Below are 17,254 nucleotides of genomic sequence, written 5' to 3' on the forward strand. Positions count from 1 at the left end.
TCCAACACGTAGCCGGAGTCGCAAAGCCTTTGGCCCCCCCACCTCCAACGTCTGAACTCTGGGAAGTCCAGCTACGACGACAAAACGACGGGACACGAGCGATCAAAACGCTCGTGTCCCGTTTTTTTATGCCCCCTCGACTTCCGACACGCTGATCAATACCGGACGGTCACACCGGTTATCAACGAGTGGGCCGAAACATCGTTGCGGACGGTGACCGGACCGCCAGCGGTTGGCACGGTCCCGATCAAGCTGTTGTGGCCGAGGTACACGTACGACAGGTTCAGGTCCACGTTCTTCGCAAAACGATACGAACCACCCGTTGCGATGTTGTATTTCTGAATCAGCGGGCTGATGACGTTTTTCGGAACGTCGCTTTCGTGAATCGGTGGTTGGTTGAAGTTGATTCCGCACCGCAGGTGCAGTCGATCTCCCATCTTCTTTTGCACGCCGAATGCGGCCGCGAACAGATTGCTCCATCCGAGTTCACTGAACCCGTCGGCATCGTCGTAGCCGATGTAGCGGAAGTCCGCCGCAAACGTCCAATCTTCCCAACCGGTGTACGCCGTTCCCAGCGAAAAGATCATCGGCAAGTCGAGGTCAAACTTCACCAAGCCGCTCGGCGTGAAGAACCGGAACGTTTCCATCCACTGCGTGCTGCGGAAACTCGCTCCGAAGTGAAAGTGGTTGTCGGTGATGTAGTAGATCCCGGTTTGGAATCCGATCCCCCAGTGCTTTCGGTTCCCCTGCGACGTTTCCGCTGTGGAAGTGATCACCGAGGGACCGATCGGATCGAAACCAACCTCACCGAGGGTCACCAAAGGGGCGAAACCGATCGACAGTTTTTCGTTGACCAGGAAAGAGACCGTAGGTGCGATCTGCAAAAACTCCGACATCGCGTAGGCAGGGTTGCCACCGAGAATCGGATTTCCTGCGGGCTGGTTATTCACAAACCCGGCCACACCGGCCAATCCAAGGCCGACTGTCCAGCGTGAGTCTTCACTCATCCGGTGCACCCAACCGATCGACGGGACCGCGGCGGCGCCGGCATCGCCCTCGGTGCCTCCGCCCAGACTCGAGGTCAACTCCACATCGGCCAGCAAGAGTTCGACACCGAACCCAACCTCATTATTAGCCAGCCCCGAGATCGAAGCCGGGTTCCACGCCAAAGCTCCGACCGCGTCGAGCGGAGCGGCGGTTCCGGCGCCGGCCATCGACCGGTTCACCGGCCCGACTCCGGTCAAATACACCCCCTGACCGTTGGCGGTCTCGGGCATCACGCCTGCGACCACGGACACCAAGCACGTCAGTATCAATAAATACGAAAGTCGAGATAAGGTCGACACGGAAGTCCCTCCTGGACGGAGTCTGCAATGAAGCCCCTGCGTACAATCCATTGTCCACAGTCCGTCGCAACAGTTGCGACGGTTATGGGCAATCGCACTCAGGTAGGGATTGCACCACTAGAATTGATGAATCGTCCTGCGCGGGGGGCATTCGACGTGATTTACGAGAAATCTGTACCCGTGAACAAATTTTTCGCCGTCCAATCGTCGCAGGCGTTACAACCGGACTGCGCCGAGTGCTCGCAAACTCACCTTTCCGCGTGACTCACTTCACCGCGTAGATATCAAAGAGCATTTTCGACTCACCGGCAAAGTCGACATGGGCCTCACCAACACCGATGCAGGCGAGCCGATTGAGCCACAGGTATTTCTCAGCCGCAACGTGGAACCGCGGGAAGATACGAAGTGCTGTTCCCGGCACCGGCGCCCGCCCCGCCATGAATTCCTCAAACCCGTTCTCGCCTAGATCGGCCATGCCGTGGTAGTGCATGTTCAGCAGAGCCTCGTCATCGGTTCGGATCGTTAGACGAACGTCAACCTCCGCGATGCCATCACTCCGCATCAGCAACCAATCGCCACCGGCCGGCAAGATCGTGCCTTGCACTTTCTCGCCGGTTACCTCGCCACCGGTCAGGTTGAAGTTCACTCGCACTCCTCCCGCCACCGGCCCGACAATTTCCGGACCACCAATCGTGGCGGTGTATGAGAACAAATGCTCCATCTTGTAATCGATCATGTTGGAATCCTTATTCAATGAGTAAACAACTTCAATGAGTAAACAACGACGAGACCAGAGTGTCCGGCTTTGACGAACAACCGCGCAACCTCAATAGCGGGCACCGGATAATCAGAGGCGAGCATTTCCTTCTCTGACACCTCTCGCGTCAATGCCCCATTCCCTACAGGCAAACTGGCTTTATGGCCAAACGGTTAGATAGCCAAACAACCTTTACGGCCAAACTGTGCGACCGAGTCGCAGTTCGCTGTCGACGGTCATCGTAACGGCCGCGAGACAGCTTTGCGTGTTGGACTGCATCCCCATGTCCGCCACGATCGGATGGCTTTCGAAATCGCACGCGGTGAGTCGATAGTCGCCGGGCAAAATTCCCGCGCTGTGGAACGTTTTGATCTTCAAAGGTGCTTCCACGATCGATTGGAAACACGCTTCCTCTCGCCGGTCCACTTTCGCAAACTGCTTCAAGAAGGTGAACGGAATGGTCTGATTCGCCAACATCTGCCAGGCTTCCGCGATCAAACCGAGCCCCGGCAATGTGATCTCTCTGTCTTCGCCGCGTTCCTGCTGCCCTCCTTCCTGCTCCGTGACTAGTGGCGACAGGAGTGCCTCCATCGCTCCCGCGTAGTTGTCCAGTCGCGTCGCGGGTGACGCGAACAGGTCCTGATCCTGACGCTTTACTTCGAGCAGCGTACCGGTTTGTGTTACCGCGGAACTGCCGAAGGTCTCGACGTACTGCGATTCGACTCGGTACACCGCCGAATCGTTTTGCGATTGCGGCACGGTGATCGTTGCATCTTGCTTTGGGAACCCATACGCCTCTCTACCGGAGACAGTCGCCCACGAGTTGTTAACGAAGACGTACGGGAAGAACCACGAGATTCGTTCGACCACTTCGATCGGGCCAACCTTTTTCAACTTCACCACGGGAAACGTCAGGTTGATATCCTTTTCAGGCGAGCTGAACTCGTTGGCTTCGCCGGGGTTAACGCGGATCGTGGGAAAGTCAGCGACCATCACAACGAAACCGGGCAACAAAGGACGGTAGACCGACCGACCACCCAACGGTGCATTAAGCGATTGGTCGCACAAACGCTGCAACGCCGCTCGGGTCGACTTCACCGCAAACCCGGTAAGGCTGACGTTTGGGAAATCATATGCACCGGGGAACGCCGTTTCGCCGCCCCGAATGATATACCGTGGTCCAGAGAGTACTGCAGGGGTTCTGCGTTGGTTGCTGTTTTCGATGACTGCGGTCGCGGCTTCCAATCCGGACATCACCGCCGCCTCCACGCAACCAACATTCAACGGGTTGTAGGTCCATGTGCCGGCGAGAACCAAATTGCCATAACCGCTCTCGCCCGGATGCAGCCGATATTTCGTCGATCCTTTCACCGACAACACATAACGTTCCGTCGGCGCGATGTTGGCCCGAAAGTATTGCGCGTCGGATCGCGCCTCGCCTGACGCTCCCGATGAATCAACCAACACGTCCCAATTCAACGCGTTCGGGTTTCCAGGCTGAGCCGCGTTGGGCCAAAACGGACGGATGTGCTCGGTCAGGATCGCTTTCGAGTTTGCTTTGGCACGCTCGGTTTCTTGCTCAACGAAACCACACTGGTTTGGCGGCGGCAGAGGAGGAATCGTGTCGTCGTCCTTCATCGCACCGCAGAAGTAGGCAATGCTCTGCACGTTCTGTGACGTCGGCCATTCTTCGGCGGGGATGACCTGCGTCATGTCCGACCACGTATCGAGCGGCGACTCGTACGCGCCCACCAAGGCTTGCTCGCGAGGCGGCGTTTCGCCCGCCCCCGGCGCCGGATACCAAGGCTCCCAACCCATGTCGTTGGTCGTTTGGTTGAACCAGAACTGACACGCCTGCGTTTGCACCGTTTTGACATGGTCCACCATATTCTTCCAACGGTCGTCGTGTGCGATCAACTCACCGGCGATGTGCGGTATCGCTCCGATCGAAATGCCGAGCACGATTTGGTCGAAGTCTTCGCCCATGGTCAACGTTTTCTTCTGTACCGGTTCGGGCGGACACCACGCCGACTCGGGATTCAGACCATGGTCGATCCAATCTTGGCCCTGTTCGATTTGGTCATACAACGGCGTGCTCGGCCAACACGGACAATCGTGAACCCAAACCAACGGGTCATAAACACCATTGCAACTGGGTTTGAGCGTGCCCTGAACGTCCATTTCAATCTCGGAGATTCCCGAGTGATCGTCGCTGAGTTTGAGATTGCGAACCTTGTGGAAGAATTCGAACTTGACCCCTTTTTCCTTCAAGACGAGATACAGCGGCGAGAAAACGATATCTCCCATGCCGGCTTCCATCTTCCACAGCAGCGCGTCTTTGTACGTCAGCAGAATCCGGGCGAACGCGCGAGTGCATGCTCCGGCGGCAAAGTTCGGATTGCTGGTGTCTCCACCTTCGTACGCGAACACGAGCGAGTACGCAGCGCGTACCGGCGCGGAATCCGACGAATGACAATCGTTTCGTTTGAGCCATTCGCGAAAGTCGAATTGCTCAATCACATCCCAACCGCCTTGCAACACGCCGTCGCTTATCATTCCTCGCATCACCGCCGTGCCGATATCGAGCGAAATGAACAATCGCCGCAGTTCGGTGTGACCCGACAAGACACCATTGAGAAGACCTTCGATCTGATCACGCAGTTTGGTCAACAGCCAAGTCAGCAAATTGTATTGGTGCACCGAGTGGTTGCGCGAGTCGTCGCTCAACTGATCCATCACTCCGTCAGCCAGATGCAGCAGGCTAACCCCGGAACGCTCGCCCATTCCGAGCAGCATGGAATCGACACTGCGCAGTTCCGCCCTCACCCACCCTTCAAACTCTTCCGGTTTCGCCTCCGTTTGTGATCGGAACGCAGGAAGATCGAAATTCCCAACGAAGTCATCGAACAAACGTCTCAACCATTTGGCGAGCGTTTTCATCAATGTCCAAGGCGTCCAAAGAGTGTTCTCCGTTCCGAGTTCCTCGTCGTTGCGTGGGAAATGATTGGTCCATGGATGCCACGATCCTTCCGCATCCTCCATCACGCTGACCATGCTCAGTGGTTTGAACGCAGGTTGGTCCCCGTTGACCGATTGATAGGGCGAGTTGGGCGCGAGTTGTCGTTGATGAAACTCCGCATAGGTTTCCTTCATCATCCTGAAGGCGTTGTTGTAGAAGCCAAACCAGATATGCAGCCCGTGCTCTTCGATCCGATTGCCCATGCCGGGTTGCTGGTTACGACCACTGGCTCCTTTCCCGCCGAGCCGCCAACCGACTTGATAGACCGTGATATCAAATTTGTCTTGCCAGTCAGGTGCCTGCATGATCCCGTGAATGGTACTCAAGGCTCCCAAGCCTCCACCCAACACGGCGATTTTCTGCTTTCCCATTCGATCTCTCCGAAGCTAAGGTTTGTTGGCAATCGCAAGATCGCATGTCACCCATTAGCCAGCGTGGTTGTGGGACGCAGTCAAAACGAATCCGATTTCCAACCACGTTGGCGTCTGGTGCAGGCGACGAGACAGAGCACCAGCATAGAGCATCCCGCCCTCGCCATGGGGGAAACCAAACCGTTTCATCAGGCGGGTTCAGATTTTAGGGAACGCCGGCGTGTACGCCGTGATCATGGCGAGCGGATCTTGAACGCCGACGGACTTCATCCAATCGACCGCTTCGGTTTGATGAATCTCGCCGCCACCGTCGCCGAGCAGTTGCCCGTAGCGGAATCTCGCCGCGGATGCGAACAGATTCATGCTCATCGATTCGAGAAGCTCGGTCGCTTCGCGAAGCTGCGAAATGGCCCGCGACCGGTCCCCGTCGATGTGACTCAGGGCCGCACGCAGCGGCGCGGCCATCGCCACCGAATAAGGAATCTTCTTTCGTTCCATTTTACGAAGGCACTTCTTCGCGTCCCGCAATAGCCCGGGGTCTTGCTGCTGATGAGCGTAACTGCCCAGCGCACCGCGTATTCGAAGTTCCGGCAAAACGACCGAGCAGATTTGTGCTTGAAGGATCAAACTGCGTTTCAAATCACCCCACTCGTTGACCATTCGAGCGTGTGCCTTGTCGTATTCACCGGCATACAGATGAACGCTCGCTCCGCCCATCAGCGCCGTCATGTTTTGAATGTTGTATTCCTTGCGAGACCATTTCGAGAGCGACTCGGCGACACTTTCACGAGCCGCCACAACATCGCCTGCGGTGAGGTGAGCCAACGGTGTCATGTAAGAGTGCAGGTTGGCTGCCGTGGTCAGGTCCCCACGATCGAGAACGTCTTCGAGGATCTGCGCCGACCGTTCCGCCATCTCGCCAAAACGCCCTTCCCACGACATACACCAAAGTTGGTACGTCGCCGCCTGACCGAGTTCCCACGACGTCCCGGTACAACGGTCTTTCAAAATTGAGATCGCCCGAGCACACCGGGAACTGCCTACCGGCCACCGTCCGGTGAGAAACCCGCAGGCACCTTCGGCGAGTTCCACCATCGCGTTGATGTAAGGCAGTTTCAATTCGGCGGCGATTTCCGTCGCCTGATCAATCAAGCGGCGCGAATAACGCATCGCACCGATCCCATCGTGAGCGTTGTAGACAGCTTCCCAGCACATCGCGCGGGCGATACTGAATTGGTCTCCACTACGCAGAGCGAGCAACAGGTTCAATGTTTGAAACGCCGGGGAAACAACAATGTTCTTTGTCCCCATTCCTGCCGACGCCGACCACGTCACGTTCAGTCGTGCCTTCTCCGCCGCGTCGATCGCCGCCTCCGCACGATAACCAGTCCCCCGCATTCGCAGTTTCAACCGACGCATCAGCAACTGCGCGAGCGCGTGTTTTTGTGAACGGGGCAATTGCATCCCGACACGTTTGAGCACCCGAGCGAGAACCTCACGGCCTTCATCGAGGTGACCTCCCGCACAAAGTTGATACGCCGCCTTGCGTTCCAAGTCGATTCGCGTCACCCCATCGGTGAGTTCAGCGGCGATCAAGTACTGACTCGCCGACGGGTGCGGCCGTCCGGCGTTGGCTAGCGTATCGCCGTACTTGGTATAAAGCGAACACGCTGCGTCACCTTTCGGCGCACGCGTCGTTAACGACAACCGATACAAATTCGCCGCCCGATCGAACGCGAGCGCCCGGGCAGATTCGTCGGCAGCCGACGCGTAATACTTCGCCGCCTCTTCGTATTGATCCGATTTGTGCAGGTGAATCGCGATCGTTTCAGTATCGGCGTGTTCGACCTGTCGCAAAGTCCTCGCCAACGAAGCGTGACAGTTCTTGCGTTCCAAACTCGACAGGTGCAGCGCCACGCTCTCGCGAATCCGATCATGGAAAGCCTCGACCTGGTCGATCAAACGCGGCCCGGTGCTGCGGATCAATCGTCCGCCGCGAAGATCACGCAGCGCCTCTATCAATGGCACATCCGCACCGGTCGCGTGATGGGCGTCCCGGATCGGAATCGGTTGGCCGGCGACGGAAATGATCTCGAGCAGTCGGCGCGACGACTCCGGCAGACTCTGGATCCGTTTCCACAGAACATCGTCGAGGTTGAGTTTGATCGCACCGGGCTTCACCTCACCGCCCGAATTCACATGGTTGATCAGTTCGTAAACGAACAGCGGACTGCCATGCGACTCCTCGACGATCCAATCCACCGCCTCGCGACTCGCCGGCGAAGCATCACGCAACAACTCTTCGACGAGCGAACGCGACTCGGCGGCCGTTAAGTCTTCGACCGGCAACACCGTCTGACGAATCCGCGGATTCATTTGCTCATCGAGCGCGATCAAGCAAGGACTCGAGACGATGTACTCGCTGCGGTAACTCAGCACCACGAGCATCTTTGGCGAGCCACTCGGTTGCAGCAACTCGGCGAGCAAATTCGCGCTATCGACATCTCCCCATTGCAGGTCATCGATCGACAAGATGAGATGACACCGCCCTGCGATCTCACGCAGCAACATCGCCAACGAGCCGAACGCTTTTCTTCGCAACTCTCGCAAATCCGGAATATCCGCCGCCGATGCATCGGCTTGTTTGACCGCCGGCACGCGTTGCAGCACCGGAAAGACTCTTGCCAGGGCCGCAATCGATTCCGGCATCAATGAACTGACTTCGTCGTCAGGCAACTGAATCAGGTAACGGGCGAGAGCGTCGATCAAACTATCGACGGCTTTGTAGGGCACCGACTCTTGTTCATAACATCGCCCCGAGAGCACAACGGTCTCAGGTGCGAACTGCACTCGGTCGAGAAAGTGCTGAATCAACGCGGACTTCCCTGCCCCAGACCGGCCGTGCACCCGAACCACCGTCGTGGCACCGTGCTCGAGTTCTTGATATGCGTTGTTGAGTATTTTGAGATGCTCGACCCGGCCGACAAACGGCAACTCAAACGACGCGACCGCATCCGCTGACAGGGCAACCGTCTCATCGGACCGAGACAAACGCGACGCGATCTCGCTGCCCGATGGACGCTCGTCCGGGCCACGACGTAGCAGATCGATGCATAACCGGTTGAGGTCTTCGGGAACGTTGGCGACCCAATCCGATGGTGCCGGCGCGTCGCGGACCTGTTTGTTTTTCAACACCGAGCTTCGCGTCCCGTCGAACGGCAATCGGCCCGTGATGGCCTGGAACAGCATCACGCCCACCGCGTACCAGTCGCTGCTCGTCGTCAGCCGTTTCGCCGCCGCCTGTTCGGGCGCCATGTACTTTGCCGTCCCGGTAACACGCCCACTCGTGGATTGGTGTGACGGATTGAGTGCCGGATGCGCCGGGTCAGAATCTTTCGCGTCCTTCGCCTCGGTCGGATGATCGTGCGACAGCTCCGCCACCAACCCGAAATCCAACAAGACCACGCGACCAGTTGAGCGGACGAAAACGTTCGCCGGTTTTAAATCGCGATGCAACTTGCCGGCATCATGCAACGCACGCACTCCCTCGACGAGCTGCCTCATCGATGCCCGAATTCGGTCATAGACGCCTTCCGACAGGGCAACGGAACTGTCCGCCGTTTGGCCGCCACCATCCTCCGTCGACGTCATTTCGGCGAGGCCTTCACCATCGGACCGCGTGTTTCCGCTCGACTCCGTCTGTTGGTAGTTGGGCTGAGTGTCGTCATGCCCGGTGGCAGTGTCTTCGCTGTTGGGCGACGTCAGGTTTTGGCGATCGGTGGCGGCAATGCTGGTTTGCGGCCCATTCTCTGTCGAAACCGTCCCGTCACCCAATGAGATCGGACCGTCGTACTGCTCGGTCGCCAACAGATCCGCGCTCTTGATCGCCCGAATGTGGGTGTAGAAATCGACCGCGTCTTCGGCCAGCTCCATCGTGAAGAACCAGTGCTCGCCGTCGGAGACTAATTCGTAGAGCGGCAGGAGATTGGGATGAACGATCTCGGTCAACGACCGAAACTCGTTCTTGAATTGATAGAGCGAAGACGCGTCGAGTTCGCGAATCGTTTTCAACGCGACGAAGATATCGCGTTCCCGGTCGTACGCCTTGTACACGACCCCCATTCCGCCGCGCCCGATCACGCCCTTCAATTCATACCGGTGCGTTCCGAGAAACTCTTTCACTGGGAGCATGAATCAACGAGATAATCGGCAGAAAGGAAAGCGGAAGTAAACCTCCGTTTAGCACTACAATATCCTAGCCCCCTAAGAGATTTATCATAGCCCCCCGTCGGCTACCCGATTGACGCAAACCGGAAATATTCCCCGTTTTTCCCGGATCAATCGACGCTATCTCAGATGATTGCTGCCGATTGCCGCAAAGCCCAGGGATTCTCTTGACCCCGGTCGCTCCTGATTTGTAAAGGAGAAAGATCATCGGGGCAGATCGGCTCGGATGTTTCCCAGCAAGAACGGATTCTCAGTGGTATCAATCAAATGAAGCGTCAGCTAATCAATTTCAGATGCGTGTTCGCACTCGGCGTGTTCACACTCGTCATGGTCACCAACCAAGTCGGCTGCAGCAAACAAGAAACAGCCCAATCCGCTGGCACGAACACCGCTTCGAGCCCTGCCGACCCATCGGCGCCGCAAGCAGCGGAAGCCGAGGCCGTCGTCAGCCATTTCCTCGATCGAATCCGACGTGGCGGCGAAAACCACAACGCGATGGCGTTGCTGACCGAGCAAGCCCAACGCGAACTCAGTCGGATCGGCCAGGTCGTCCAACCGATCGGATCGCCTGACGCCCATTTTCAAATCACCCGCAGCACCCCGATGCCGGTCGACGAAAGCGTTGCCGGAACCGGTTTCCAAGGTCGCCTCGTTCACTGCATCTGGACCGAACCGGCTCCTTTGGACGCTCAAGGCCAACCGATGTCGGCTCCGCAGAGCTATCAAGTCGTCTGGTCCGTCGTTAAAGAACAAGCCGACTGGAAAATCTCCGGCCTCGTTCTTGAAATGAGCCCGAGCGAGCCACCTTTGGTGCTCGATTTCGAAAACGGCGAACACATGGCTAAAATCCTCGGCGGGCAACCAGCCGAGCAAACGGCAACCTCGCCGGCACCGGCCGACACCAACGCCGTGCGGTAAACCGATCCGGTTTGAGGCGATTCGCAGGCCGAAACGCCGATCTGGAAAACAACCATCCGCGGGACGACCTTCATCGGGTCAAACTCTCGCGGGCGAGCCGACTGGCGATCGGGCGGCCACGAGAACGGACGCCATATCAAGGTCCGACATATCGACGCCTCACATCTCGACGCCTCACATCTCGACGCCTCACATCTCGACGGCCTCTATGCCAGGCCGCCGCCCCGGACTCAACGGCGCCGCAGACTCCTCTTCAGTCGCCCAAAGGCACCCTCCCTCCCTTAAAGCCCATTTTCGAGACCGTATCCCGGTACCGAAGCGAGACGTCTGTTTTGCATTGCGGCCCTTCTGCCGACGCACTGCAAACGCGTTCATCTCCCGCGAACGACGTCGCATCCTCCGAAAACCGACCGAAGTTGGTCTTCGACATGCACGCGAGGCTACGCTGAGTTGCCTATTTAGGAGGTTTGGGCAATTGACAACGGTGGCGCTGAAGTTACTGTAGGCGGGCAATAAGAACAGAGTGGATGTGGTTTCCAATGCGGCACCCACGATTCCTGTGTGAATCACCTGTTCCTCCGTGGCCCTGATCGCAGCGTGTGATTGGGGCGATGACAAGATTTTCAGAAGTGCTCGATAGCATTTCAACAGTTTAGTGTGCGAACTCAGATCGCACCGAACACTCCGAACCTTTTGGGAGAATTAGATGACTCGGAATTTGGTGAAAGGAACGGCCGCCCTCGCGTTGGTCATGGCCGCCTCTTTGACATTGAGCGCACCGGTACAAGCTGGTGGTTTGTTCAAGAAACTTTTCGCGAAGAACGACTGCTGCGAACCAACCCGCTGCGGCGGTGGTGGCTTGTTTGCCAAACTGCGTGCAATGAAAGCAGACGATTGCTGCGAGCCTTGCTGCTGCGAACCAGCACCAGAGCCATGCTGCGAACCTGCTCCGGAACCATGCTGTGCCCCAGCTCCTGAGCCATGCTGCGAACCAGCTCCTGCTCCTTGCTGCGAACCTGCACCAGCACCATGCTGCGAGCCTGCTCCCGTCGTCGAAGCTCCTTGTTGTGGCGCCGTCGAAGCAGCTCCTGTCGTTGAAGCTCCTTGCTGCGGTGGCGACGCCCCAGTCGTCGAAGGTGCTCCTGTCGAAATGGGCGAATCGGTCAGCAGCGAAGGTTTCGACCTTGCTCCCGGCGAAACTCTCGTTCCTGGTAGCGTAACGACCGGTGCTGCTACCGAAGCCGCAACGGAAGCTCCAGCCGCGGAAGCTCCTGCTGCTGAAGCACCACCAGCACCGACCGCAGACGCAGCAGCCGATGCCGCTCCTGCCGAAGGCGATGCCGTTCCTAGCAGCAGCGACGAAGAAGCCGCTCCACCGGCTCCTCCAGCACCAACGCCAGACGCCGCTACCGACATCTAGTCGACGCCCGTCGCGAAAGTGACCTGACAGATCTCCGCTGCGGCGTCGCCAAGACAACGTTCGGTTCAGGCGTCCTCACCCGGTCGCCGATCTCGCCAGAATCACTAACCCAAAACCAAACCTCGCCCGATTCATTCGGACGAGGTTTTTTCGTGCGCGACGACCGAGTCTCGCGGGATGGGGCGTGTGCGTTTCCGAATGACCTGTATGTTTCCGAGTTACCTGTGTGGTTCCGGATGACGTGTGTGTTTCCAGATGAACGAGGGCTCGCCGCGGGACGCTGAAAACCGCATCAAAATACCGGTGAAAAACTCAGAACGGGGGATGCCCCAAGTGTCCTGCAATTGTCAACAATCAAGGCCCCCCAAATCGCAAACAATTTTGTGACATCGCGGCCTTGCAAAGTATCAACGCAGAGCCCACGTAACCTTGCCCGGCTACGCCGCCGTTTTGGGTTTGCGTCCGACCACCAGGGCCAACACAAACGCCACCGCCGCGACCGCGAGGTAGGCCATCGTTTTCTGGCCCCAGGCTTGTTTGCGTAACTCGATGGTGCGGTATTCCAGCGGCGTAGGGATATCGACCCCGTACTTCGTGATGTCCTCGAACTCGCGGATCATCTGTGCCGAACTGGCCTCCTGGTAGCCCTCTTCGAGCAATTCCAAGTGTTTTTCGGTCGTCAGCGGCACGTCGATATTGGACCAGTTCACACCGCAAAACGCGGCACCGAGGAGGCATAACAGACATACCAGCCCGAGGGCCGCAAAGGCGAACGACCGCCCGCCCGACAGCCCACCGGAAGACGACGTCGCACGCACCGCTTTTGTGTCCTCGACCGGCGGCAGGTTCCGCAGTTCGCCGAGCTTGGGAACGGCGATCATTTGCCCGCAACCACTGCACTCGATTTCACCGCCCGCCTTCGCCGTGGAAACCTCGTTGATCGCCTCGCACTTGGGGCATGTCAATTGATACATCGTCGAACCTGAACAAAAGTGAGAATGGAGCTGTAATGAAGGGTGGCGATGCTAGTCGGAGGCGACTGTCCCCCCCGGAAACGCTCACAAATCGCGTGACGCACGGGTAGACCGAAAACTCTGACAGACTAACATTGCGATGTGCTGAGGTTAACACACGACCGGTCGCTCCCGTCAGGTGCTCGCAAGGCGAACACTTGACCGGACATTCAACGATGATTCGCGACAACCACCACAACGAACTGTAGTTCGTCTTCGCAACCCGAGCGGATTGGGTTCGCGGCACCCACAGGTGCGTGGTTCCTCGGTAGAGCCAGGATGGTGCTCGAAGATCGTTTGCCAACAAAGCCTACTCGGTGAGCAGAGCATTTCGACAAAGTGTTGAAAACAATGCTGACAAGGCCAACCACTTCGGCGGCGCCAACCACAGAAAGTGGCAACGGGCTGATGGGGCTAGAAGGGCAAAAGATTCTCGGGCTGAAAAGGCACTCGAGTAAAAGAAATGACTCGGGATGCAGGTCGTTATTCTCCGTTCATCTTGTTTCACCCTAGCAGCTTTCCAACGGGCTACCATTGCAGGATACCAAAGGAAAAGTTCCCGAAGGCGACACGGTTGACAGAACCGGGGATTCCAGCCAATCGGAATGTTTTTCCAATTGAGGATGTCATTCCGGCGGACCGTCTAACGGGTGCTAGATTGAAGGTACCTGATGACTGATCCGCAAGACGTAGTTGAAATTTTACGGGCAACATTTCAGCGTTGAATAAGTTTCCTTTGCACAGGCGTACAAACTCTGGCAACGCGACTCGTTTTGACGTTTCGTCGAATTACACTCGGGCTCGAATTACCCGCACTTAGAAAACAACAAACGAGTCATCTTCGGATGCCTCGAACCCCACGGTGACCAACACCCAGGTGGAATCCTGGTTCGCTGCTCACCCGCGATAAGCAACAGACACACAACCTTGAAGGAGTTGATACTTTGTTCGATCCGATGATGGATGATTTTGACGACGTTTCGGCAACCAACACCGATGTCGTTACAGGCGGTTTCCGTAAACTTCCCGTTGATGACAACGAGGACGATACGGGCGTCAGCGTTGCTGACGTCAGCGACGGTCAGGTGCAATTGGAAAGCCCTGATGAGCTGATTGCGATTGACGAATCGGAAACGTGGTCGGACGATCCAGTTCGGATGTACCTGACGCAAATGGGTGAGATCCCATTGCTGACCCGTCGTGAAGAAATCGAACTGGCCAAACGGATCGAAGAAACCCGCCGTCGCTTCCGCACCAAACTGCTCGAGAACCACTACGTCCTCGTCGAAGCCTACAAGACGCTGAAGAAGGTCTACCGCGGCCAATTACCGTTCGACCGAACCGTTCAGGTCAGCGTCACCGACCGGCTCGAGAAAGAACAAATCGTCGGCCGCCTTCCGCACAACCTCCGGACCCTGCAAACGCTCCTGAGCCGCAACCGCCATGACTGGAAGGTTGCGATGAGCAAGAGCACGCCGGCACGTCGCCGCGCCGAAGCATGGCGGGCACTCGCTCGTCGTCGTCGCCGCGCCGTTCGCCTGGTCGAAGAACTCGGCCTGCGTACCCAACGGATCGAAACCCGAATCGCGATGCTCGAGAAATTCTCTCGCCGCCTCGACGAAATCGATGCCCTCATCCGTGACCAGAAACGCACCAAACACGGCCGCGAAGTCCGCGACCAACTGCTGCACGAACGTCGCCAAATCCTGACCGCCTGCCAAGAAACCCCAACGTCGCTGCGAAACCGCTGCCAAATGCTCGGCCGCGTCTACAGCGAATACCAACAGGCCAAACGGGAACTGAGCGAAGGAAACCTTCGTCTGGTCGTCTCGATCGCGAAGAAGTACCGCAACCGCGGACTCTCGTTCCTCGACCTGATCCAAGAAGGCAACGCCGGACTCATGCGAGCGGTCGACAAGTTCGAATACCGTCGCGGGTTCAAGTTCTGCACGTATGCGACATGGTGGATTCGCCAAGCAATCACCCGCGCTGTCGCCGACCAAAGCCGTACGATTCGTATCCCGGTTCACATGGTCGAAACCATGAGCCGCGTCCGAAACGTCGCTCGTGCTTTGCTGCAAGAACTCGGACGTGAACCGTCGATCGAGGAAACCGCTCGGCGCGCCGACGTGACGATCGAAGAAGCACGCCGCGTCCTGACAATGAGCCGCTTCCCGATCTCGCTCGACCGCCCAGTCGGAAACAGCGAAGACAGCCAATTCGGTGACTTGCTGCCCGACGGCACCGCGGAAAGCCCGCAAATCGGTGCGACCCAGGAAATGCTCCGCCAACGAATCACCGGCGTGCTGAAATCGCTCTCCTACCGTGAACGCGAAATCATCAAATTGCGTTACGGTCTCGGTGACGGCTACAGCTACACGCTCGAAGAAGTCGGACACATCTTCAAGGTCACCCGCGAGCGGATCCGACAAATCGAAGCCAAAGCGGTTCGCAAGCTTCAACAACCTAGCCGCAGCCAGGACTTGGTTGGATTCCTGGACTAATGCCATCCATTGGCGAAGTCCTACAACAAGGCTGGCAAATCCATCAAAGTGGAAACGTTCCCGCCGCGATGCAACTGTATCGCGGTGTCCTGGAGCAAATCCCGGATTCTGCCGAAGCCTGGGTGTATCTCGGGATCGCGCAGTTCGATCTGCGAGACTTTCAAGGCTCGATCGACTCTTATCGACGGGCCCTGGCGATCAAAAGCCAGTTCCCGATCGCGTGGAACAATCTCGGTAATTCGCTCCGAATGATCGGCGAGATCGACGAGGCGGAAACCTGCTTCGCCAAAGCCCTTGAGCAACAACCGGGCTATCTCTCCGCACTGAAGAATCGCGGAACCCTGTGGGTATGGAACGGCGACGTTCAACGCGGTCTGCAGTGGTACGACCAAGGGCTCAAGATCGATCCCAACAACGCGGAACTGCACCGCAACCTCGGCGTCATCTCTCTCCTGATGGGTGACTACGATCGCGGGTTCGAAGAGTTCCGATGGCGTTGGCGGATGCCCGGTGTCGGCAGACCTGCGATCGCCGAAGCATGGAGGGCCGCCGGAATTCACGTCCCGATCTGGACTGGCGAGCCACTCGATGGGCGAGTCGTTGTGATCTACCCCGAACAAGGTCTCGGCGACGCGATCCATTTCATCCGCGTCGCATCGGCGCTCAAAGCGAGCGGCGCGACAGTCATCGCCGTCTGCAGCGAAAAACTGATCCCGCTGTTTTCAACGGTCCCGGGTGTCGACGAATTCGTTGCCGACGCCACCCCCACTTCAAACAACGGCGACATGATGGCCGCGGGCATGTCGATGCTGCACGGCAACGTCACCCAAGCCAACTTCCAAGGTTCGTTTATCGAAATACTGGACGCCGTCTATCAACGCGACCGAGCGATGTTCTTCGGCGACTCCCTGTTCGCGAGCACACAGACAACGCCCAACGAACCACCCTCCTCCCCACCTAGGATCGACGGCTACCTGCACGTCTCAGATCAACTGATCAACCAGTGGCATGATTGGCTCGCTCCGAAACGCAAACCGACCGACCACGACTCCTCTCCCAAACCGCTTATTGGGATCAACTGGCAGGGCAACCGAGAACATCACGCGGACGTTTACCGCAGCGTCGCGTTGGAAGAACTGCGTCCCATCGTTGAAGGCGGCGAGTTCGATGTCGTCAACATGCAGTTCGGCCACGGCATCGAACAACTCGATCAAGTCGACTTTGCCGACTCGATCATCCGATTACCTGACACGCTCGACCAAACAGGCGGTCAATTCATGGACACCGCCGCGGTTTTGTGCAACCTCGACGCACTCGTAACAACCGACACTGCAATCGCTCACCTCGCTGGAGCCCTGGGCGTTCGCACGCACCTGCTTCTGGGTAGAGTCCCCGATTGGCGCTGGTTGATGGAAGGCGACTCGACGCCATGGTACCCGAACACTGTCATCAGCCGACAAACCGAATTCGGCAACTGGAACGAGCCCGTAAATAGGATCAGAGATCGTTTACTCGCCTAGCGAGCACCCCCGGTATCTCTTTCAGTCCCCGCAACAACACGTTCGTTACGGTCCAGAGCCTTCGGAAATTCGACATACCCGCTTCCCGCAGCCGGATTCGCAAGAATCCAGCTATTCCCCAACACATACAAACCCGGCCCTACTTAAACGCCAGGGTCA

General features: G+C 57.6%; 9 protein-coding genes. 4 read left to right on the forward strand and 5 right to left on the reverse strand.

Annotation, left to right across the window (positions count from 1 at the left end; translation table 11 throughout):
* Positions 1-155: 155 nt before the first annotated feature.
* The 4 genes from RSSM_RS25845 to RSSM_RS25865 all read right to left on the reverse strand — a co-directional run bounded on the left by RSSM_RS25845 (position 156) and on the right by RSSM_RS25865 (position 9,684).
* Positions 156-1,346, reverse strand: coding sequence for an OmpP1/FadL family transporter (locus RSSM_RS25845; RefSeq protein ID WP_063709128.1), 1,191 nt, complete (start codon positions 1,344-1,346; stop codon positions 156-158).
* A 265-nt stretch (positions 1,347-1,611) separates the two neighbouring features.
* Positions 1,612-2,082: a DUF3237 domain-containing protein gene (locus RSSM_RS25855; protein WP_008686731.1), complete on the reverse strand. Its 471-nt coding sequence runs from the start codon at positions 2,080-2,082 to the stop codon at positions 1,612-1,614.
* Positions 2,083-2,295: 213 nt separating this feature from the next.
* Complete coding sequence (locus RSSM_RS25860) at positions 2,296-5,493, reverse strand: acetoacetate decarboxylase family protein (RefSeq protein ID WP_008686733.1); 3,198 nt, start codon at positions 5,491-5,493, stop codon at positions 2,296-2,298.
* A 198-nt stretch (positions 5,494-5,691) separates the two neighbouring features.
* Positions 5,692-9,684 carry a protein kinase domain-containing protein gene (locus RSSM_RS25865; RefSeq protein WP_236621395.1) on the reverse strand — a complete coding sequence of 1,331 codons (3,993 nt, stop codon included), beginning with the start codon at positions 9,682-9,684 and terminating at the stop codon, positions 5,692-5,694.
* A 303-nt stretch (positions 9,685-9,987) separates the two neighbouring features.
* Between RSSM_RS25865 and RSSM_RS25870 the strand changes: the two genes are divergently transcribed.
* Complete coding sequence (locus RSSM_RS25870; RefSeq protein WP_052336131.1) at positions 9,988-10,638, forward strand: hypothetical protein; 651 nt, start codon at positions 9,988-9,990, stop codon at positions 10,636-10,638.
* 706 nt (positions 10,639-11,344) lie between these two features.
* Complete coding sequence (locus RSSM_RS35000; protein ID WP_236621396.1) at positions 11,345-12,058, forward strand: hypothetical protein; 714 nt, start codon at positions 11,345-11,347, stop codon at positions 12,056-12,058.
* A 437-nt stretch (positions 12,059-12,495) separates the two neighbouring features.
* Here the strand turns inward: RSSM_RS35000 and RSSM_RS25885 are convergent, their stop codons facing one another.
* The gene (locus RSSM_RS25885; protein ID WP_008686739.1) at positions 12,496-13,032 is read right to left on the reverse strand and encodes a membrane protein; all 537 of its coding nucleotides are present in this window, start codon (positions 13,030-13,032) and stop codon (positions 12,496-12,498) included.
* A gap of 983 nt (positions 13,033-14,015) precedes the next feature.
* Here RSSM_RS25885 and RSSM_RS25895 point away from each other — a divergent pair.
* On the forward strand, positions 14,016-15,575 hold the full coding sequence (locus RSSM_RS25895; protein WP_008686740.1) for a sigma-70 family RNA polymerase sigma factor: 1,560 nt from the start codon (positions 14,016-14,018) through the stop codon (positions 15,573-15,575).
* Entirely contained in the window at positions 15,575-17,095 is a 1,521-nt protein-coding gene (locus RSSM_RS25900; protein WP_008686741.1) for a tetratricopeptide repeat protein, read from the forward strand. The genes RSSM_RS25895 and RSSM_RS25900 overlap by 1 nt, the downstream gene beginning before the upstream one ends.
* The last annotated feature ends 159 nt before the right edge of the window (positions 17,096-17,254 follow it).

It is taken from the genome of Aporhodopirellula sallentina SM41, from assembly GCF_000346505.1.
Classification (GTDB): Bacteria; Planctomycetota; Planctomycetia; order Pirellulales; family Pirellulaceae; genus Rhodopirellula; species Rhodopirellula sallentina.

Coding starts and splice junctions, on each gene's coding strand:
- RSSM_RS25900 (WP_008686741.1), top strand. CDS start 15,575: ATGCCATCCATTGGCGAAGTCCTACAACAAGGCTGGCAAATCCATCAA.
- RSSM_RS25885 (WP_008686739.1), bottom strand. CDS start 13,032: ATGTATCAATTGACATGCCCCAAGTGCGAGGCGATCAACGAGGTTTCC.
- RSSM_RS35000 (WP_236621396.1), top strand. CDS start 11,345: ATGACTCGGAATTTGGTGAAAGGAACGGCCGCCCTCGCGTTGGTCATG.
- RSSM_RS25870 (WP_052336131.1), top strand. CDS start 9,988: ATGAAGCGTCAGCTAATCAATTTCAGATGCGTGTTCGCACTCGGCGTG.
- RSSM_RS25855 (WP_008686731.1), bottom strand. CDS start 2,082: ATGATCGATTACAAGATGGAGCATTTGTTCTCATACACCGCCACGATT.
- RSSM_RS25860 (WP_008686733.1), bottom strand. CDS start 5,493: ATGGGAAAGCAGAAAATCGCCGTGTTGGGTGGAGGCTTGGGAGCCTTG.
- RSSM_RS25865 (WP_236621395.1), bottom strand. CDS start 9,684: ATGCTCCCAGTGAAAGAGTTTCTCGGAACGCACCGGTATGAATTGAAG.